Below are 18781 nucleotides of genomic sequence, written 5' to 3' on the forward strand. Positions count from 1 at the left end.
CAGGTCGGTACGGGCATGCGACGAACCCGGCGCTCGATCGGAAACGCGCTCGCGGTGGTCCTGCTGCTCGGAGCGTGCACGACGGCGGAGGCCGCCCGCGACACCTCACCCCCCGCGGCGCCCTCCCCGGCGGCGCCCTCCCCGGCGGCGCCCTCCCCGGCGGAGCCGTCCCGTGCGGAGCCTCCCCTTGCGGAGCCTTCCCCTGCGAAGCCCGAGTCCCCCGTCGCACACACCTCGACGGGCGACACCGACGCTCGGCCCGCGGCGCGTCCGCGATTCGCGATCGCTCCGATCCGCGGGGCGATCCGCAGGGAGATCGTGGGAACGAACTGGCACGCGGGATGCCCGGTCGGGCCGCGCGAGCTTCGTCTGCTCCGCGTCACCTACCGCGGGTTCGACGGGAGCACGAAGCGCGGACCCCTCGTGATGCATCGTGGCGTCGCGGACGAGGTCCTCGGCGTGTTCCGACGGCTCTACCGGCATCGGTTCCCGATCAAGCACATCGCGCTCCCGCCCCGGTACCGGCCGAACCGGTACGCCTACGACCGCATCCGGAGCGTGACCGCCGGGTTCAACTGCCGCCCGGTGACCGACGGGGACTCGTGGTCCCAGCATGCGTTCGGTCTCGCGGTCGACATCAATCCTGTGGAGAACCCCTACGTGCGCGGCGACGGCTCGGTTCTTCGCAAGGCCGCGCTCGCGTACCGCAACCGGATGCGCGCTCGACGAGGGATGATCCGCGAGGGCGACATCGTGGTCCGCTCGTTCGACCGCATCGGCTGGTCCTGGGGAGGGCGCTGGTCGACGATCAAGGACTACATGCACTTCTCGGCCGGCGGCAGCTGAGATCGCGGCCCTACCCGCCGTGCGGTAGATCTGAGCACCTCCTCCTGCGATCCGTGCACGGCCACCTGCCTGGATGCACCGACTCGCGGTGGCCCTGCGGCGCGGATCGTCCCGGACTACTCAATGCGAGTTAGGGAACGGGCCGATACACACAGCATGGAGCGGCGACGTGAGGACGGGTTCACCCTGGTCGAGCTCATGATCGTCGTGCTCATCATCGGCATCCTGATCGCCGTCGCGCTCCCGACGTTCATCGGCGCCCGCGTCCGGGCGCAGAACCGGCGCGCGCAGGCGAACATGCGCAACGCGTTCGCAACCGAGAAGGTCTACTACGCCGAGACGCAGCTCTACACCGAGGACCCCGCCGATCTCATCGCGATCGAGCCGGGGATCGCGTACGCGACGGGCGACATCCCCGTGACGGAGGGCCCCGTCTACCTCCACGTCCACGGAGCTCCGCTGCACGACCTGTTCCTGTCGTCGATGAGCCAGTCGGGGACGTGCTACTACCTGCGCGACGTCCCCAACGGCGGCACGACCTACGCCGACAGCTCGGCGTGCGACGTCGCGGACACGCAGTCCTACAGCCAGGTCTGGTCCGCGGCCTGAAGCAACCCCCGCAGCCCGGGGTGACCACGTTCGCCTCACCCGGTCTTCTCAAGTTCGCTCCCCCGAGCGACCGATACCAGGAGCCATGGGGGACCGGACGGCGCTCGCGGAACGTACCGACGATCGAGGGGGATCGCCGCGACTGTCGCGGCGGGCGTTCCTGCGAACCGCCACGGTAGGAGGAGCGGCCGGCGCCGTCGTCGCGAGCGGGATCCTGTCCGCACCGCCGGCGGGCGCCGCGGACACGAGCTACGTTCCCGCCGACCCGGACCTGCACCTGCTGCGGAGAGCGACCTACGGCGCCACGCCGGGGATGCTCGAGGGGATCGGCAGACAGGGGCGGAACGTGTGGCTCGACAGGCAGCTGAACCCGGCCTCGATCGACGACCGGGCCTGCGACGAGCTGATCGCGCGCTTCTTCCCTCGGTTGAAGTGGACGATCCCGCAGGTCAACCGCGATCTGGTCGACTTCTCGTGGGACCTGATGTTCGAGCTCGGCGCCGCCACGATCGCGCGGGCGGCGTGGAGCAAGCGCCAGCTGTTCGAGGTGATGGTCGACTTTTGGTCGAACCTGCTCAACGTCACGAACCCGAGCGACAATGTGTGGGACAACCGCCACGACTACGACCGCCTCGTGATCCGGAAGCATGCGCTCGGGCGCTACGAGGACATGCTGATCGCCTCGGCGAAGCATCCCGCGATGCTCCGCTACCTGAACAACGCGGAGTCGCACAAATGGTCGCCGAACGAGAACTACGGCCGTGAGCTGCTCGAGCTGCACACCGTCGGCGTCGAGGCGGGCTACACCGAGCAGCACATGCGCCACTCGGCGCTCATCATGACCGGCTTCACGGTCAACTGGGACGACGGCACGTTCGTCTACAAGCCGAGCTGGCACCACACGGGACCGGTCACGGTGATGGACTTCACCCGCGCCAACGGCGCGGCGGACGGGCAGGACATGGCGATCGCCTACCTGCGTTACCTCGCGAACCACCCCGTGACCGCCCGCCGGATCGCCACGAAGCTGTGCGAGCGGTTCGTCTCCGACACCGCCCAGCCCGCGCTCGTCGATCGTCTCGCGCAGCTCTACCTGGACAACGGCACGGCGATCGCCCCGGTGCTGCGGGCGCTCTTCCGGTCGCCGGAGTTCGCCGACGCGATCGGCGAGAAAGTCCGCCGGCCGACCGAAGACGTGATGGCGACGATCCGCATCCTCGGGATCAAGCCCGGCGACTCCAAGGCCGGGTTGCGGGACCTGTACTGGATGATCGAGAGCCTCGGACACGCGCCTCTCGCCTGGTCCCAGCCCGACGGCTATCCGGACTTCGCCGACGCGTGGCGCTCCGCCGGCGGGCTCGTGGGTCGTTGGAACGCCACGATGGCGCTGGCCGCCCACTGGTGGCCGGACAAGATCGTCCGTCCGCCGCTGCGCGATCTGCTGCCGAGGAAGCTGCCGGCGACCCACGGCAAGCTCGTCGACGTGCTGTCCCGGCGACTGGTGTTCCGCACGCTCGCGCCGGCGCACCGGTCGGCGGTGCTCGAGTTCCTCGACGTGAACGATGCCACCCCGCTCGCCAAGGACAGCGCCGCCGTGAAGTGGCGGTTCGCCTCGCTCGTCGCATTGATACTCGGTTCCCCCTACCACCAGATCCGATAGCCCGGACGACAAGGAGCACGACGATGGCTGCGACCACGACGACCGAAGGGCCCGCTCCGGCGGGCACCGCGCAGGACTGCGGATGCCCCGAGGACACCGGGATCACGCGCCGCACGTTCCTGAAGGCGGCCGGGGCCGCGGGCGCGCTGACGATCGCCTCAGAGGCCTACGCGACGCGGTACGCGTTCGCCGACGCCGTCTACACGGGCGACGTGTTCGTCGTGCTCTCCCTGCGCGGTGGGTTCGACGGATTGCAGGCGATCGTTCCGGCCGCCGACCCCGACTACCTCGACCGGCGGCCGAACGTCGGGATCCCCGCGAACGCCCTGCTGCAGCTGGACGCGACCTTCGGGATGCATCCGGCCCTGGCGCCGCTGAAGCCCCTGTACGACGCCGGAACACTCGGCTTCGTCCACGCGGTCGGCCAGGCGGAGCCGAACCGTTCCCACTTCGAAGCGATGGAGGAGATGGAACGCGCGGCTCCCGGCGCCTCGACCCGCACCGGGTGGATCGACCGCGTGCTCGGCGGCCGCGGCGAGGGAACCCCGTTCCAGGGCGTGCAGATGGGCTCCACGATGCCGGCGCACGCGTTCACCGGGCCCAGCCCCGAGCTGGCGATGTGGTCGGTGAACGGCTTCGGCCTCGACGCGGCGTGGGACGAGAACGAGCGTGACCGTTGGGATCACGCACTGCGCCGGATGTATCAGGACGCGCGCGCGGCACTCGCGGCGCCGGCGCACGTCGCGCTCGAGGCGATGTCGACCACGGCCGATCTGCAGGAGCAGACCTACGTTCCTGCCAACGGCGCCGTCTATCCGAACACCGATCTCGGCAGGGCTCTGAAAGATGTGGCGCGACTGATCAAGGCGCAGGTCGGCCTTCAGGTCGCGTGTGTCGACTACGGCGACTGGGACATGCACGCCGGGATGGGGGACGTGGACGGCGGGTGGATGGTCGACCACCTCGACGAGCTGTCGACCGCCCTCGCCGCGTTCGCGCAGGACCTCGGAACACAGATGGACGGCGTCACGCTCGTGTCGTTGACCGAGTTCGGGCGGCGGATCGAGGAGAACGGCTCGGGCGGGACCGACCATGGCTTCGGTCAGCTCGTGTTCCTGCTCGGCGGCGGGGTCCGCGGCGGGCAGGTCCACGGACAGTGGCCCGGGCTCGCCGACGACGACCTGATCGACGGCGACCTGAACGGCACGACCGACTACCGCCGGATCCTCGCGGAGATCCTCGAGGACCGCTGCGGCGCCGGGTCGCTGTCGGACGTATTCCCCGACCTCGGGTCCGAACGGCTGAACGTGGTCCAGGCGCGGGTCACTTAGCCTTCCGGCCCACGAGGCCGGTCAGTTCACGAGTAGCCAGCCGACCCTCGTGTTGTTCGAGGGCGCCTGGTTCAGCACGATCCGGAAACAGCCGGCGCACGGCTTGTTCAGGGCGACGCCGCGGACCCAGACACCTTGACGAGGCTGCTGGATCGTGGCGAGGACGAACGTCGGCGCGGAGATGTCCTGGGTCGTCACCGCGACGGTCGTCTGACCGGCCTGCACGGTCGCGATCCCCGAGGTGTCGAAGGTCGCACGGCCGTTGACCTCGAGGGCGGTTCCGAACGCCGAGGTCGCCGCGACACCCACGCCGCTGGATCCGCAGCAGGAGGTGAACCCCTGGACGCCGTTGCCGCTCGCGCTGACGCCGCGGATCCCGTCGCCGGTGATGCTCTCACCGCGGACGCCGTTCACGCCGCTGCCGAACACACCCGTGCTGGTCGTGCTCGCGCCCTGGATGCCGAACCCGCTGTCGGAGGTCGAGAAGATGCCGGGGCCGTTGCCTTCGGCATCGACGTCGAGCGCGGTCTCTCCGGCATCCAGGTTGCTGATGCCGGTCACCGAGTTCGTCGCGTTGAAGTGGCCGAGCAGCACATCCCCGTCGTGGGTCGCTCCTGCCGGCGTGCGAGCGCCGATCGCGATCGTGAGCCAGGCCACGAGCGCGGTCGCCACGACCGCGATCGCGAAGCGAGCCATTGTGGTTCGCTGCGTCGTCGTCATGATCGTCCTCATCGTCGAACCTCCCCCCGTCGAGCGGGCATCTGTCCCCTCGACCGTGCCAACCCGGCACCCGGCTCGCAAGTGGGCCGTTCGCGCCACGTCGAGGGCGTGTAGGCTCGCCGTTCGTGCCCACCCGAGACCACCTCCGCAACGTCGCGATCGTCGCGCACGTCGACCATGGGAAGACCACCCTGGTCGACGCGATGCTGTGGCAGTCGGGGGCGTTCCGCGAGAACCAGGACGTCGCCAAGCGGGTGATGGACTCCATGGACCTCGAACGCGAGAAGGGCATCACGATCCTCGCGAAGAACACGGCGGTCGATCACGGCGGCGTGAAGATCAACATCGTCGATACCCCGGGCCATGCCGACTTCGGGGGCGAGGTCGAGCGCGCCCTGCGGATGGTGGACGGCGTGCTGCTGCTCGTCGACGCCAGCGAGGGACCGCTGCCGCAGACGCGGTTCGTACTCCGCAAAGCCCTGGAGGCGCGGCTGCCGGTCGTACTCGTCGTGAACAAGGTCGACCGTCAGGACGCCCGGCCCGACGAGGTCGTCCACGAGGTCGAGGAGCTGTTCCTGGACCTGGACGCCGACGAGGACCAGATCGACTTCCCGATCCTGTTCGCGAACGCCCGCGAGGGCCACTGCGGAACGACCCCCGGCGCACTCGAACCGAACCTCGAACCGCTGTTCACGACGCTGCTCGCGCGGATCCCCGCGCCCTCGTACGAGGAAGGTCATCCGCTGCAGGCGCTGGTCACCAACCTCGACGCCTCCCCGTACGTCGGGCGCCTGGCGCTGTGCCGGGTGTTGAACGGAACGATCCGTCGCGGGGAGGCGGTCGCCTGGTGCCGGGTCGACGGCAGCATCGATCAGGCGAAGATCACGGAGTTGTACGTGACCGAGGCCCTCGACCGCGTCGACGCCGAGGAGGCCGGACCGGGCGAGATCATCGCCGTCGCCGGGATCCCCGAGATCACGATCGGCGAGACGCTGGCCGATCCGGTGGACCCGCGTCCGCTCCCGATCGTGCGGGTCGACGAGCCCTCCCTGTCGATGACGGTCGGCATCAACACCTCGCCCCTGGCCGGCTCCGACGGCGACAAGCTCACCGCGCGCCAGCTGAAGGGACGGCTCGATCAGGAGGTCGTCGGGAACGTCTCGATCCGCGTCCTCGACACCGAGCGACCCGAACTGTGGGAGGTGCAGGGACGGGGCGAGCTACAGCTCGCGGTGTTGGTCGAGATGATGCGCCGTGAAGGCTTCGAGCTCACCGTCGGCAAGCCCCAGGTGGTCACACGGGAGATCGACGGCACGGTGCAGGAACCGGTCGAGCGCGTGGCGATCGACGCTCCCGAGGAGTACCTGGGTGTCGTCTCGCAACTGCTGGCGTTGCGCAAGGGCCGGATGGAGAACATGGTCAACCATGGGACGGGCTGGATCCGGATGGAATACCTCGTCCCCGCCCGCGGGATGATCGGGTTCCGTACGGAGTTCCTGACCGAGACGCGCGGGACCGGACAGCTGCATCACGTGTTCGAGGGCTACGAGCCATGGCACGGCGACCTGCGCACCCGCCCTACCGGCTCGCTGATCGCCGATCGGACCGGTCCGACGACCAACTTCGCCCTGCTGAACCTCCAGGAGCGCGGCTCGATGTTCGTCGGCCCCGGCGAGGACGTCTACGAAGGCATGATCGTCGGCGAGAACTCCCGCGCGGACGACATGGACGTGAACCCGACGAAGGAGAAGAAGCTGACCAACATGCGCCAGGCGAACTCCGAGGAGCTCGTCCGCCTGATCCCGAAGCGCGAGCTCTCGCTCGAACAGGCGCTGGAGTTCCTCCGCGAGGACGAGAGCGTCGAGGTCACGCCGGTGAACGTCCGGCTGCGCAAGGTTCTGCTCGGGCAGAACGAGCGCGCGAAGGCGTCACGCCGCGGGCGGACGAGCTGATCCAGCTTCTGCGGTCGATCACGGCGCCGGACCCGCCCGATAGGTCGCACCGCCCGGACGAAGCCAGGTCAGTTCGCCGTCGGGAGCACGGCGGATCGACCACCCCTGCTCGTGGACCAAGCGGTGGTGGAAGAAGCAGATCAGCAGCAGGTTGGACAGCTCGGTCGCCCCTCCCCTGCTCCAGAACACGATGTGGTGTGCCTGGGTGAACGCCCGGGCACCGCAGCCGGGGAATCGGCAGCCCTTATCGCGCCACTGCAGCTGACGGAGCATCCAGGTCGTGGGTTCACGGCTCATCGCGCGCACGGCGAGCACCTCACCCGCGCGATCCTCGATCACGGTCTGGATGCGGGCGTCACAGGCGAGCCGACGGACGGTCTCGGGGTGCAGGACCGGTCCCCCTTCGACTTCGCCGCCAGCAGCGCGCTCGCCGGCCGCATCGCGGATCGGATCCCGGGAACCGACGAGATCGTCGGCGCGGACGTGCACCACCATGTTGGCGCGGACGGGATCAGGCTCGGATGCCGGGGAGGACGAACACAGCGCCACGAGCGCGTCGGCGCAACGTTCGGGCGCGGTGGGGTCGTGGTCTTCCCCCGGCAAGGCGGGGACGCGCCCTGCCATCGTCTCGATCGCCTCGACCACGACAGCGCCCTGATCGGCAGGGAGATGGGCCGACAGCGCGAAGGTTCCTTCTTGCTGCTCGTACCACCAGATCAGCGACCGCGCGGTGTGGTTCTCCCGCACGGTCTGCTCGACGGCTCGCTCGCGGTCGGCCCGGCAGCGGACAGCCCATGCCGCGACGCGGGTCGCCCAGCGGATCAGCTTGACTTCGGTACGGGGCGTCGCGAACCGGCACAGCTCGACGACCTTGTCCATGCCGAGCCGTCCTGTCGCCAGAGCGGCGGCGGTTCGCGGTAGGTCTTCGAGTGCGTGCGCCGCGCGGATCCATCGCTGGGCCTTCCAAGTCGAGATCCCGTACCGCATCGCGAGCCAATGGGCGGTGTCTCGTGCGCCGTGACGTTCCCAGCTGTCTGTGGCATCGACCAGAGCGATCAGCTCGAGCAGCTCGCGTTCGGCCGCGCCGACGCGTGCATGTACCACATCGATGCGCGCGATCAGGTCGTCGTCGGGGTTGTCGGGCACGGAGCGGAGCTGCGCAGGAGCGAACATGTGTTCGACACTAGCGTGCGCTTTCTCCCCTGTCTGTGACGCACGTCACACGAGAGGGAGATCGCCGTTCCCGTTCGGCATCGAACACCCAACACTCGTGGCCGGGGCGTTAGCGACGTTGTCGTGCCGGATGCTCCTTGTCCTACGGGCAGAAGTTGTTGGCCACGTCGTCGGGGGTGTTCCCGGTGATCGTCGAGTCGTTCAGGGTGACCGTCCTCAAGTTGAAGCAACACAGACGGATCCACTGACCCATTGCGCGCAAGGGTACCGAGATGTACGTTGCGCCCCTCGGCGCGTCGTGCGTTCTGTAACGCAGGTTGTCGATGCCGACGCTGGTGATTGGAGGGACGACCATGAAGAAGCGGTTGGGTCCTGCTTTGGTCGCGGGTGCGTTCATGACGCTGCTGTTGCCCGGGGTTGCGTCGGCGGCACCGCCAGAAGGAGCGAAGGGACCCCCAATGGGAAGATGCCCGACTAACTGGATCACGGCCGACCCCCAAGAGGGCCATCCTGCGGAGGCGTATGACTTCAACGGCGACGGCTTCGTGTGCGGGCTTCCGCTGCCCGGCGGCGGATTCGCCCTTATGGACAACGTCATTCGGTAGCCCTGACCCGCCCGCCGGGCAGTCGTCGTTGGCCGCGGCGTCGTCTGATCGCGCTTCGCGTGCAGTCGCTTCGCACGCATCCGGGATGTCACCCATGCCCGTGGACGAGGTCTCTACCTCGTCACCCTCCTCTCTTGTTCGCCGTCTCCAGGATCAGGGGGGACTGCCCGGGGGTAGGGTCGGCACCCACGGTCCCAAGCGTGGCCGCACTGACGGCAGACTGTGCGCCTGCTCTGTGGCCGAGCTGCGCGGAGACCGCGTGGATCGGAACGCCTGCGCGGAGCAGCTCCGTTGCCACTCCGTGTCGCAAGTCGTGCATCCGGCTCCACGCTTCCTCGTTGGAGAGCGCACGGTGGGCGCGTTCGGGCGCATGTCCAGCTGTATCGGGTCAACTGGCGTACTGGAAACGTCGTGTGATCAGGCGCGTTCAGTTGCAGGCAGTTCGTGGCAGGGCCAGCCAGTCGTGCCCGGGGCGGGGCTCGAACCCGCACGCCCTTTCGGGCCGGCGCTTTTAAGGCGCCTCCGTCTACCGATTCCGGCACCCGGGCCCGCCCATCGTAGGCGGTCGTGTGACCCCTAGAGCGCGCCGGCCTCGTGGAGCTCGGTGAACCAGCTGACGGTCGTGCGAAGGCCGTCCTCGAAGGACCCCTCGGGGCGGAACCCGAGCACCTCGCGCGCGAGGCTGGCATCGGCCTGGCTCGCACGGACGTCGCCCGCGCGGGGTGGGTCGTGGATCGGGGCGGGATGCTCGCCGGGCACGAGGGCGTGGATCGCGCCGATCAGCTCGTTGATCGAGTGTTGCTCGCCGTAGGCCACGTTGAACGCTCCGCCCCATGCGGCCTCGGGCGCCTCGGCGGCAGCGAGGTTCGCGCCGACGACGTCGCCGACGAACGTGAAGTCGCGGACCTGCTCCCCGTCGCCGAAGATCGTGACCGCCTCGTCGTCCAGCGTCTTGGCGATGAACCGGGGAACGACGGCGGCGTACTCGGCGCGGGGGTTCTGCCGGGGACCGAACACGTTGAAATAGCGGAGGGCGACGGTCGGCAACCCGTAGCTGGCATGGAACGCCTCGAGGTAGCGTTCCCCCACCAGCTTGGACACCCCGTAGGGCGAGATCGGCCGGGTGGGAAGCTCCTCGTGAACGGGGAGCACCTTCGCGTTCCCGTAGACGCTCGACGAGGACGCATACACGACCCGCTGCACGTCCGCGTCGCGCGCGGCGAGCAGGACGTTCAGCGTGCCGGTCGCGTTCGCGTCGTGGCTCGCGACGGGCTCGGCGACCGACCGGGCGACACTGGGGATCGCCGCCTCGTGGAACACGACCGCGCACCCGGCGACGGCGCGGCCGACGGCGGCCGGATCGACGAGCGTTCCCTCGTGGATCTCGACGTCGAGTCCGTCGAGGTTCTCCGCGCGGCCGGTCGAGAAGTCGTCGAAGATCCGGACCTCGTCGCCGCGCTCTGACAGCGCCCGCGCCAGGTTCGATCCGATGAAGCCGGCACCGCCGGTGATCAAGGCCCGCATCGTGCGCACGCTAGCCGCGCGGATCGCCGGGAGCAAGGACGCTCGGCCGCGAGAGGTCGTTGAACACCCCCAGTGCCCTGCATAGCATCGAGCGAGCCGTTCAGGCACCCGCCCTCCACCGCCGATACCGGAGACGATGGTGACCAACCTGCCCCAGGACCTCGAGACCGACCCGCTCGACGCGCTCGCCGCCCGGATCCGCGAGAAGGAGGCGGTCGTCGCCGTCGTCGGCCTCGGGTACGTGGGCCTCCCCCTGCTCGTCGCCGTCCACGGGGAGGGCTTCCCGGTCGTCGGCTACGACGCCGATGCGGACAAGGTCCGAACGCTCGAGACGGGCCGTTCGACGATCGTCGATGTCGCCGACTCGGAGATCGCGGCCCTCGACCAAGCACGGTTCGCCGCCGATCCGTCGGCCTTGGGCGAGGCCGACGTGGTGTTGATCTGCGTTCCCACGCCCTTGAAGGACTCGACCCCCGACCTGTCGATGGTGGAGCTCGCGGCGGAACAGGTCGGGCTCGCGCTGAGGCCGGGCCGACTCGTCGTGCTCGAATCCACGACCTACCCGGGGACGACCGAGGAGATCGTTCGGCCGATCGTCGAGCGTCTGTCCGGACTCACGCTGGGGAAGGACTTCGCGCTCGCCTACTCCCCCGAGCGGATCGATCCGGGACAGCGGACGCACCGGCTCGACAACACGCCCAAGGTCGTGGCCGGGGTGACCGAACGCTGCCGCGAGATGGCGACGAGCTTCTACAGCCAGTTCGTGCAGCAGATCGTGACGACCTCGACGCCGCGTGAGGCCGAGATGGCCAAGTTGATCGAGAACACGTTCCGTCAGGTCAACATCGCGCTGGTGAACGAGCTCGCGATCATCGGACGCGAGCTGGGGGTCGACATCTGGGAGAGCCTCGAGGCGGCTGCGACCAAACCGTTCGGCTATATGGCCTTCTGGCCGGGACCGGGCGTGGGTGGGCACTGCATCTCGATCGATCCCAGCTACCTGTCGTGGCGCGCGGGTCAGCAACTCGGGTACCGGGCCGCGTTCATCGAGCACGCGAACGAGGTCAACAACCGGATGCCGGCCTACGTCGTCGATCGGGTCGCCGAGGCGCTCAACGATGCCGGCAAGCCGCTGAAGGGCTCGCGCATCCTGGCGGTCGGGGTCGCCTACAAGCCCGGGGTGGACGACCGGCGGGAGTCCCCCTCCCTCGCGGTGATCGAGCGCCTGTTGCGCAAGGGTGCGGATGTCGCGTTCCACGACCCCTTCGTTCCGCAGATCAGCAGCAACGGAGACGAGCTGCGGTCGGTCGACCTCGACGACGATGTGGTCGCGGAACAGGACTGCGTGTTGATCCTGACCCAGCACCCGGGGATCGACTGGCGAGCGCTCACCAACGTCGCTCGGCTGGTGTTCGACACGCGCGGCGTCACCGCCGGGTTCGACGCTCCCAACGTCGTCCGCCTCTGATCAGGACTCGGTGATCGTGATCGAATCGATGGTGACGGGATCGACCGGCGTCTCGCCCTTCAAGGGAACGTCCGCGATCTCGTCGACGACCTTCTGACCCTCCGTGACGCGCCCGAAGATCGTGTACAGATCCGGCGTGAGCGCATCACTCTTCGCCAGGGTGATGAAGAACTGGCTGCCGTTGGTGTCTACGCCTGAGTTAGCCATCGCGAGGATCCCGCCGCCGTCGTAGGTCTCGCCCTCGGGCTGCTCGTTCTCGAACTGGTAGCCGGGCCCGCCGCTCCCGTCGCCGGCCGGGTCGCCCCCCTGGATCACGAAGTCGGGCACGATCCGATGGAAGGTCAGCCCGTCGTAGAAGCCTTCGCACGAGAGGAACACGAAGCTGTTCACGGTCACGGGCGCGCCGGACGCGAGGAGATCGAGCTCGATCGTGCCCATCGACGTCTCCATCGTGGCGGAGTAGCTCTTCGTCGGATCGATCGTCATCGGGGGCGGAGCGGGGTAGGCCTCCTTCTCGCCGCCCGGCTTCTCCGGCGTCCGATCCGGGCAGCCTGCCGACGCGGCGCTCGGGCTGGGGTCGTCGTCGCCTACGACCGTGAACGCGAGCACCACGATCACGATCGCGAACAGGCCGATGCCGAGGCCGGTGAGGATCGTCGCCTGGCGCTTGCGGCGCTCGATGTTCCTCTGCTGCCGGCGCTGCGCTGCCTGCTTGGCAAGCTGGCGGTCCCGTGTGCGCTTGTTGCCCATCGGCTGCGTATCCTACGCGGTCGCCGGACCGCGGGGCGGAACCGGCTCGACACCGGGAAGCTGCTCCAGGACCAGGCCGTCGAGGATGTCGGTCTCCGAGACGAGGGCGTCGGCGAACCCGAACCGACGCATCACCGATCCGAGGATCACCGCGCCGGCCACGATCACGTCCCCTCGCCCCGGCGCCATGAACGGCAGCGCGTCGCGTTCGTCGCCGGTCATGCGGGCGAGACGCTCCAGGAGGTGTTCGACGCTCTCCCGATCGAGCCGGGTGCGGTGCAAGATCTCCGGGTCGTAGCGGGGAAGGTCGAGTTCCATCGCCTTCAGCGTCGTCGCGGTCCCGCCGACGACGATCAGCGTCGACGCGGACTCCACGGGCACCGACCCGGCCGCGGTCTCCAGGTGTTCGGCCACGTCGGTTTCGATCGCGCGGATCTCGTCGACCGTCGGCGGGTCGGAGCGCACGTGGCGCTCGGTCAGCCGGACGCTCCCCGTCTGCGTCGAGATCGCCGCGCGGGGTGCGGCGTCGCCGACGACGAGCTCGGTGCTGCCGCCCCCGACGTCGAGGACGGCGTATGGAGGCTCCGCGTCGGGAACCTCCTCGCGCAGGCCGTGTACTGCGCCGAGGAACGACAAGCCGGCCTCTTGTTCCCCCGTGATGATCTCCAACTCCGAGCCGGCGTGCTCGCGGACCGCGGCGGCGAACTCGTCCCGGTTCTCGGCGTCGCGCACCGCGCTCGTGGCGGCGACGCGGATCCGCCGGGCACCCAGGGCCCGTGCGCGCCGACAGTACGTCGCAAGCACGTCCACCGTGCGCCGCAAGGCATCCGGGTCGAGCCGGCCGGTGGCGTCGACGCCCGCTCCCAGCCTGGTGATCGTCATGTCGCGGGCGAGCTCGCCGACGAGGCCGGGGGCGGTGGCGCCCGGACGTGGCTCGGCCACGAAGAGCCGGATCGAGTTCGTTCCCTGATCGATCGCCGCGACGCGCGCCTCGGGTGCGTCCGGATGGATCGGTTCGACGCGCTCGGCGGTCCACGTCCCGACCGGATCGACCCCGCCAGCCAGGTGGTAGGCGTAGTGGGCGTGCAGGCACTTCACGCCGGTGCGCGTTCCCGCGACCCCGCCCCAGTCCTGCGCCCCGTCGAGCTCGGCGCCACGCTCGTCGGCGTACGCGCGGTGGGCCGCTTCGAGGGCCCTGTCGAACGCCTCGTCGTCGTGGACGCGGTCGTTCAGCTCGGCGATCGCACCGCCCGACTCCAGACGCGCAACCGCCTTCACGGCGTCGGGACACGTCAGCCAGTACCGCGTGGGGAACGGGTCGCCGTTCGCGTCGATCCCGCGATTGCGGATCACGAGCGGATGCCCGCCGGTGCAGCGCGCGACGACCGAGAACGGCGTCGTCGGATCGCGGCCGAGCTGGTCTCGGACGGCGACGAGATCGCTCGCGCGAAGCTCGTTCACGGGATCGGTGGGGACGCGGGGAACGCGGAGAGCCGGGTCAGCGGCGCTTGTGCTCCGTCGCGCGCTTCGCGTCGACCTGGCGCTCCTCGCTGTTGCGCATGAACTTCTTCAGCATCGACTCGAACCCCGGGTCCGAACCGCGACGCTGGCGCTGTGGCGGGGGGTCCTGCAGGGCCTTGATCGACAGATCGATCTTGCCGTCTTCCTTGATCGCCTGGACCTTGGCCGAGACGACGTCACCCTCGCGGAGATGCTCGTGAACGTCGCGGACGTAGTTGCGGTCGATCTCGGAGATGTGCACGAGCCCGACCTTGCCACCGTCGAACTGGAGGAACGCTCCGTACGGGGTGATGCGCTGCACGGTCCCCTCCACGACCGCACCGACTTCGAGTTCTGCGATCTCACTCTCCTCTTCTGCTGTGCGGACGCGCGCTCGTCGCACGTCCTCGTGCTCGTGCTCGTGCTCGTGCTCGTGCTCGTGCTCGTGCTCGTGCTCGGTCGAGACCTTCCCACCTGCTTCGGAGCACGTCAAGCGGCCTTTCGGGGGGCGGACATCCGGTCGCGGCCGACCCTCAACAGTCGGTGGGAACGGGCTCGCCGTGCTTGGGAACCGTGACGAAGGCGGTCTCGCCGGGACGGACCATGCCGAGACACTCACGGGCGAGACGCTCGAGCTCCTTCGGGTCGTTCAGACGGGCGATCTTGTCCTCGAGGGCGGCGTTCGCCTCGCGCAGTATCCGGGTGTCGCGCTGCAGCTGCGCCACCTCCCCCCGCTGGGCCAGGAACTGCCGCAGCGGAACGATCGAGAGCACGCCCACGAGCAGGACCAGGGCGAAGAGGATGCCCGCCCGGGCGGTCAGACGGGGGCGGGAGCGTCCACGGGGAAGTGGTTGGGCGCGCGAACTCATCCGGGTGGGGCGCCTCCCGGGATCGAGCGGGGGGAGCCCGACCGCGCGACGGCCGCGCCGCCGAGGTAACGCGCGGCGTCGCCGAGTTGCTCCTCGATCCGCAGCAGCTGGTTGTACTTCGCGGTGCGTTCGCCGCGCGAGGGAGCACCGGTCTTGATCTGGCCCGCGTTCACCGCGACCGCGAGGTCGGCGATCGTCGTGTCCTCGGTCTCGCCGGACCGGTGGCTGATGACGACGCCGTAGCCGTTGCGCGACGCGAGCTCGATCACGTCGAGCGTCTCGGTGAGCGTGCCGATCTGGTTCACCTTCACGAGGATCGCGTTGCCGACGCGCTCACGCAGCCCCCGTTCGAGCCGTTCGGTGTTCGTCACGAACAGGTCGTCGCCGACGAGCTGGACGCGCCCGCCGATCTCGGCGGTAAGGTGCGCCCAGCCGCTCCAGTCGTCCTGGTCGAGCGGATCCTCGATCGACACGACCGCAGGGTAGTCGTCGACGATCGAACGCCAGAACTCGACCATGTCGTCGATCGTGCGGTCGGCGCCCTCGAGGCGGTAGGACCCGTCGCGGAACAGCTCCGAGGTGGCGGGGTCGAGCGCGATCGCGATCTCGCCGGCGGGCTCGAGCCCCGCCGAGCCGATCGCGTCGACGAGCAGGTCGAGAGCCTCGCGCGCGGTGGTCAGCTCCGGAGCGAACCCGCCCTCGTCACCGACCGCGGTCTCCAGGCCCTTCGACTTCAACAGGGCCTTGAGCGCATTGAACACCTCGGTCCCCCACCGCAGCGCCTCCGCGTACGAGGCCGCTCCGATGGGCGCGAGCATGAACTCCTGCAGCTCGAGCTCGTTGCCGGCGTGCGCGCCGCCGTTGATCACGTTCATCAGCGGCAGTGGGAGCACGTGCGCGTTCGGTCCGCCGAGCGCGCGCCACAGCGGCAGCCCTTGGGACTCGGCCGCAGCCTTCGCGACGGCGAGCGAGACACCGAGCAGCGCGTTCGCGCCGAGCGAGGACTTGTCGGGGGTTCCGTCCAGGTCGAGCAGCACCCGGTCGATCCAGCGCTGGTCGAGTGCCTCTTCGCCGGTGAGTGCCGGAGCGATCACGCTCTCGACGTTCCCGATCGCCGTGCGGACGCCCTTGCCGCCGAACCGGTCGGTGTCACCGTCGCGGAGCTCCAGGGCCTCGTGCTCACCGGTCGAGGCTCCCGAAGGCACGGCTGCGCGCCCGAAGGAACCGTCGCCGAGGAGCGCATCGACCTCGACGGTTGGGTTCCCCCGGGAGTCCAGGATCTCGCGTGCGGCAAGGGCCTCGATCTCGGGCATGACGCGCTGATGGTACCGGAGGCATCCGCGTGGTTGGGTACCCGACATGCAGGTCTGCGTGTGGCACGGGTGGCTGCTGCAGGGCAGCGGATCGAACGTGTATACGGCCAAGCTCGTCGAGGCGATGCGTTCGGCCGGCCACGACGTGCTGCTGCTGTGCCAGGAACGCCATCCGGAGCGTGCGGGGTTCGTCGACGCGCAAGGCGAGGTCGACGCGGACGGCGTGCACGAGCTGGCGCCCGTGGAGGGAACGACACCGAACGAGGGCGGCGGGCGCGTGACCCTGGTGCGCCCCCGGATCGGACGGATGCTCCCCCTGTTCGTCCACGACGCCTACGAGGGGTTCGACGAGGCGATCCGCTTCGTCGACCTGACCGATGACCAGCTCGAGGGCTACCTCGACGCGAACGCGGCGGCGCTTCGGGCGGCGGTCGCGTGGCACGGATCCGAGGTGGTGATCGTCGGGCACGCGATACCCGGCCCTCCGATCGGACTGCGGGCGCTCGGGCCTGGCGCGTACGCGGCGAAGGTGCACGGCAGCGACCTCGTGTACGCGATCGATCTGCAGGAACGCTACGCGCGGCTCGCGCGCGAGGGCCTCGAGAACGCGAGGGCGGTGATCGGGCTGTCGCGCGACGTGCTGGAGCGGGCCCGCGCGGTGGCGCCGGGGATCGGGGACCGGCTGCACGTGATCCCGCCGGGCGTCGACACGCGGCGGTGGATGCTGCGCCCGCGGCAGGGGTCGCTGCTGGAGGTGGCCACGTTGCTCGGCGGCGACCGAGACGCGGATCGCGGACGCCGGACGGATCTGGACGCCGAGGTGCGTGCCGCGGTCGAAGCCCGGGACGCGGACGCGATCGACGCACTCGGGTCCCGGTACGACCCGTTCGTTCCCGATCGGCAGGCGGCGGGACGATTGCGACGTCTGTCGGGTTTCCACGGGCCGCTCGTCGCCTCGCTCGGCAAGCTGATCCCGGAGAAGGGTGTCGAGACGTTCGTGGAGTCCGTCGGCCCGCTCGAGGGGCGGGTGCGCGGCCTGGTCGTCGGATTCGGCGGCTTCCGCGAGTGGATCGAGGCGTTGCTCGTGACGTTGGATGCCGGCGATGTGGAGGGCTACCGCTGGCTGCGATCGCAGGGGCGGCTGGCGCTCGCCCTGACCGACGACGAGGTTCGCTCGGCCACTGGGGTGAAGGGACTCATCGACATGACCGGGCTGCTCGACCATCGGTACGCGCCGTACGCGATCGCGGCGTCCGAGGTGCTCGTCGTTCCCTCGATCGAGAAGGAGGCGTTCGCGATGGTGGCCGCCGAGGGAGCGGCCGCGGGTGCGCTGCCCCTGGTCGCACGTCACTCGGGCCTCGCCGAGGTCGCGCAGGCGCTCGAGTCCGAGGTCGGCCGGGAGGGGCTGTTCTCGTTCGAGCCGGGCGAGGACGCCGCGCGGCGGATCCGCAGCGGGATCGAGGCGCTGCTCGCGTTGCCCCCGGGTGAGCGCGCGCGCCTGCGGAGCGCGGTGAGCGGGTTCGTCACCCGAGAGTGGACGTGGGAACACGCGGCGCGTCGCGTGCTGTCGGCGGCGGCGGGGCGCGCGTCAACTGCCTGACGATCTGGGCCGGGTGTTGTACGGGCAGGAGCGTCAACTGCCTGACGATCTGTCCGCGTCTCGTGACGGACGGAAGTACGCGAGCAGTTCGTCGTCGTCCAGCGCGGCGAGGTCGACTCCCTCGGCGTCGGCGCGGTCGCGCATCCGTTCGTAGCGGTCGGCGAAGCGGGCGGTGGAGCGGCGGAGCGCTCCTTCGGGGTCGATGTCGAGCCGGCGGGCGACCGACACGGCGGCGAACAGCACGTCCCCGAGCTCGGCCTCCGCTGCGTCGCGATCCCCACCGTCGGCGGCCGACTCGAGCTCGTCGAGCTCCTCGCGAAGCTTGGCGATCGCGGCGTCGGTGGATCGCCAGTCGAAGCCGGATCCTGCCGCGCGGCGCTGGACCTTGCCCGCCCGGGCGAGCGCGGGCAAGGTGGGCGGGATGTCGTCGTCGACGCGCTGGCGTGCCATCTCGGTGTCGCCCACGGCCGCGGCGCGTTCCTCGGCCTTGATCTGTTCCCAGTTCGTGAGGACCTCGCCGGCGCCGGACACCTCGGCGTCGCCGAACACGTGGGGATGGCGCCGGATCAGCTTCGTCACGATTGCGTCGGCCACGTCGTCGACGTCCCACGCACCGTCGTCGGATGCGATCTGCGCGTGGAACACGACCTGCAGCAGCAGGTCTCCGAGCTCGTCGCGCAGCGCGCCGGTGTCGCCGGTGTCGATCGCCTCGAGGGTTTCGTGCGCCTCCTCGAGCAAGTGCTTGCCGAGAGACCGGTGGGTCTGTTCGTGATCCCAGGGGCAACCGTCCGGCCCACGCAGCCGTTGCATCACGCGGACGAGCTCGAGCAGCCGGGCGCCGGTCGGCTCGGAGCCCACCGG

At 69.7% G+C, this 18781-nt stretch carries 17 protein-coding genes, 1 tRNA gene and 1 pseudogene; 8 read left to right on the forward strand and 11 right to left on the reverse strand.

What is annotated here, in order from left to right; genetic code table 11:
- Positions 1-15: 15 nt before the first annotated feature.
- From WEF05_09265 to WEF05_09280, 4 genes are all read left to right on the forward strand, one after another.
- The gene (locus WEF05_09265; protein MEX1102073.1) at positions 16-846 is read left to right on the forward strand and encodes a M15 family metallopeptidase; all 831 of its coding nucleotides are present in this window, start codon (positions 16-18) and stop codon (positions 844-846) included.
- Between the two features lie 156 nt (positions 847-1002).
- A complete protein-coding gene (locus WEF05_09270; protein ID MEX1102074.1) occupies positions 1003-1455 on the forward strand; it encodes a prepilin-type N-terminal cleavage/methylation domain-containing protein in 453 nt (150 codons plus the stop codon).
- An 85-nt stretch (positions 1456-1540) separates the two neighbouring features.
- Positions 1541-3115, forward strand: coding sequence for a DUF1800 domain-containing protein (locus tag WEF05_09275; protein MEX1102075.1), 1575 nt, complete (start codon positions 1541-1543; stop codon positions 3113-3115).
- A gap of 23 nt (positions 3116-3138) precedes the next feature.
- Positions 3139-4446, forward strand: coding sequence for a DUF1501 domain-containing protein (locus WEF05_09280; GenBank protein MEX1102076.1), 1308 nt, complete (start codon positions 3139-3141; stop codon positions 4444-4446).
- 21 nt (positions 4447-4467) lie between these two features.
- On the opposite strand, the gene WEF05_09285 is transcribed toward WEF05_09280, so the two are convergent.
- The gene (locus tag WEF05_09285) at positions 4468-5166 is read right to left on the reverse strand and encodes a hypothetical protein (GenBank protein MEX1102077.1); all 699 of its coding nucleotides are present in this window, start codon (positions 5164-5166) and stop codon (positions 4468-4470) included.
- Positions 5167-5291: 125 nt separating this feature from the next.
- Here WEF05_09285 and typA point away from each other — a divergent pair, with 125 nt between their 5' ends.
- Positions 5292-7118 carry a translational GTPase TypA gene (gene typA / locus WEF05_09290; GenBank protein MEX1102078.1) on the forward strand — a complete coding sequence of 609 codons (1827 nt, stop codon included), beginning with the start codon at positions 5292-5294 and terminating at the stop codon, positions 7116-7118.
- Between the two features lie 18 nt (positions 7119-7136).
- Here the strand turns inward: typA and WEF05_09295 are convergent, their stop codons facing one another.
- Positions 7137-8291 carry a DUF222 domain-containing protein gene (locus tag WEF05_09295; protein ID MEX1102079.1) on the reverse strand — a complete coding sequence of 385 codons (1155 nt, stop codon included), beginning with the start codon at positions 8289-8291 and terminating at the stop codon, positions 7137-7139.
- 323 nt (positions 8292-8614) lie between these two features.
- Between WEF05_09295 and WEF05_09300 the strand changes: the two genes are divergently transcribed.
- Positions 8615-8896: a hypothetical protein gene (locus WEF05_09300; protein ID MEX1102080.1), complete on the forward strand. Its 282-nt coding sequence runs from the start codon at positions 8615-8617 to the stop codon at positions 8894-8896.
- Between the two features lie 121 nt (positions 8897-9017).
- Here WEF05_09300 and WEF05_09305 read toward each other — a convergent pair.
- The 3 genes and pseudogenes from WEF05_09305 to WEF05_09315 all read right to left on the reverse strand — a co-directional run bounded on the left by WEF05_09305 (position 9018) and on the right by WEF05_09315 (position 10420).
- Positions 9018-9248, reverse strand: a pseudogene (locus tag WEF05_09305) (tyrosine-type recombinase/integrase).
- Between the two features lie 112 nt (positions 9249-9360).
- Positions 9361-9444, reverse strand: a tRNA-Leu gene (locus WEF05_09310).
- Positions 9445-9472: 28 nt separating this feature from the next.
- Positions 9473-10420: an NAD-dependent epimerase/dehydratase family protein gene (locus tag WEF05_09315; protein ID MEX1102081.1), complete on the reverse strand. Its 948-nt coding sequence runs from the start codon at positions 10418-10420 to the stop codon at positions 9473-9475.
- Between the two features lie 136 nt (positions 10421-10556).
- On the opposite strand from WEF05_09315, the gene WEF05_09320 reads away from it, so the two are divergent.
- Positions 10557-11888, forward strand: a complete 1332-nt coding sequence (locus WEF05_09320) for a nucleotide sugar dehydrogenase (protein MEX1102082.1) — start codon at positions 10557-10559, stop codon at positions 11886-11888.
- On the opposite strand, the gene WEF05_09325 is transcribed toward WEF05_09320, so the two are convergent.
- Genes WEF05_09325 through eno form a run of 5 tightly spaced genes read right to left on the reverse strand, consistent with a single transcriptional unit; the run spans position 11889 to position 16320 of the window.
- Entirely contained in the window at positions 11889-12638 is a 750-nt protein-coding gene (locus WEF05_09325; GenBank protein ID MEX1102083.1) for a peptidylprolyl isomerase, read from the reverse strand.
- Positions 12639-12650: 12 nt separating this feature from the next.
- Positions 12651-14099, reverse strand: coding sequence for a DUF501 domain-containing protein (locus WEF05_09330; GenBank protein ID MEX1102084.1), 1449 nt, complete (start codon positions 14097-14099; stop codon positions 12651-12653).
- 37 nt (positions 14100-14136) lie between these two features.
- Positions 14137-14631: a S1 RNA-binding domain-containing protein gene (locus WEF05_09335; protein ID MEX1102085.1), complete on the reverse strand. Its 495-nt coding sequence runs from the start codon at positions 14629-14631 to the stop codon at positions 14137-14139.
- Between the two features lie 40 nt (positions 14632-14671).
- Positions 14672-15007 carry a septum formation initiator family protein gene (locus WEF05_09340; protein ID MEX1102086.1) on the reverse strand — a complete coding sequence of 112 codons (336 nt, stop codon included), beginning with the start codon at positions 15005-15007 and terminating at the stop codon, positions 14672-14674.
- Complete coding sequence (gene eno / locus WEF05_09345; GenBank protein MEX1102087.1) at positions 15004-16320, reverse strand: phosphopyruvate hydratase; 1317 nt, start codon at positions 16318-16320, stop codon at positions 15004-15006. The genes WEF05_09340 and eno overlap by 4 nt, the downstream gene beginning before the upstream one ends.
- Positions 16321-16366: 46 nt before the next feature.
- On the opposite strand from eno, the gene WEF05_09350 reads away from it, so the two are divergent.
- Positions 16367-17920, forward strand: coding sequence for a glycosyltransferase (locus tag WEF05_09350; protein ID MEX1102088.1), 1554 nt, complete (start codon positions 16367-16369; stop codon positions 17918-17920).
- A 33-nt stretch (positions 17921-17953) separates the two neighbouring features.
- Here WEF05_09350 and mazG read toward each other — a convergent pair whose 3' ends face one another.
- Entirely contained in the window at positions 17954-18778 is an 825-nt protein-coding gene (gene mazG, locus WEF05_09355) for a nucleoside triphosphate pyrophosphohydrolase (protein MEX1102089.1), read from the reverse strand.
- Positions 18779-18781: the final 3 nt, after the last annotated feature.

Source organism: Actinomycetota bacterium, assembly GCA_040881665.1.
Lineage (GTDB): Bacteria > Actinomycetota > UBA4738 > UBA4738 > HRBIN12 > JBBDWR01.

Bases quoted from the DNA above. Each gene is read 5' to 3' on its own strand.
- WEF05_09265 (MEX1102073.1), top strand. From the start codon at position 16: ATGCGACGAACCCGGCGCTCGATCGGAAACGCGCTCGCGGTGGTCCTG.
- WEF05_09270 (MEX1102074.1), top strand. From the start codon at position 1,003: ATGGAGCGGCGACGTGAGGACGGGTTCACCCTGGTCGAGCTCATGATC.
- WEF05_09275 (MEX1102075.1), top strand. From the start codon at position 1,541: ATGGGGGACCGGACGGCGCTCGCGGAACGTACCGACGATCGAGGGGGA.
- WEF05_09280 (MEX1102076.1), top strand. From the start codon at position 3,139: ATGGCTGCGACCACGACGACCGAAGGGCCCGCTCCGGCGGGCACCGCG.
- WEF05_09285 (MEX1102077.1), bottom strand. From the start codon at position 5,166: ATGACGACGACGCAGCGAACCACAATGGCTCGCTTCGCGATCGCGGTC.
- WEF05_09295 (MEX1102079.1), bottom strand. From the start codon at position 8,291: ATGTTCGCTCCTGCGCAGCTCCGCTCCGTGCCCGACAACCCCGACGAC.
- WEF05_09300 (MEX1102080.1), top strand. From the start codon at position 8,615: ATGCCGACGCTGGTGATTGGAGGGACGACCATGAAGAAGCGGTTGGGT.
- WEF05_09315 (MEX1102081.1), bottom strand. From the start codon at position 10,420: ATGCGGGCCTTGATCACCGGCGGTGCCGGCTTCATCGGATCGAACCTG.
- WEF05_09320 (MEX1102082.1), top strand. From the start codon at position 10,557: ATGGTGACCAACCTGCCCCAGGACCTCGAGACCGACCCGCTCGACGCG.
- WEF05_09325 (MEX1102083.1), bottom strand. From the start codon at position 12,638: ATGGGCAACAAGCGCACACGGGACCGCCAGCTTGCCAAGCAGGCAGCG.
- WEF05_09340 (MEX1102086.1), bottom strand. From the start codon at position 15,007: ATGAGTTCGCGCGCCCAACCACTTCCCCGTGGACGCTCCCGCCCCCGT.
- eno (MEX1102087.1), bottom strand. From the start codon at position 16,320: ATGCCCGAGATCGAGGCCCTTGCCGCACGCGAGATCCTGGACTCCCGG.
- WEF05_09350 (MEX1102088.1), top strand. From the start codon at position 16,367: ATGCAGGTCTGCGTGTGGCACGGGTGGCTGCTGCAGGGCAGCGGATCG.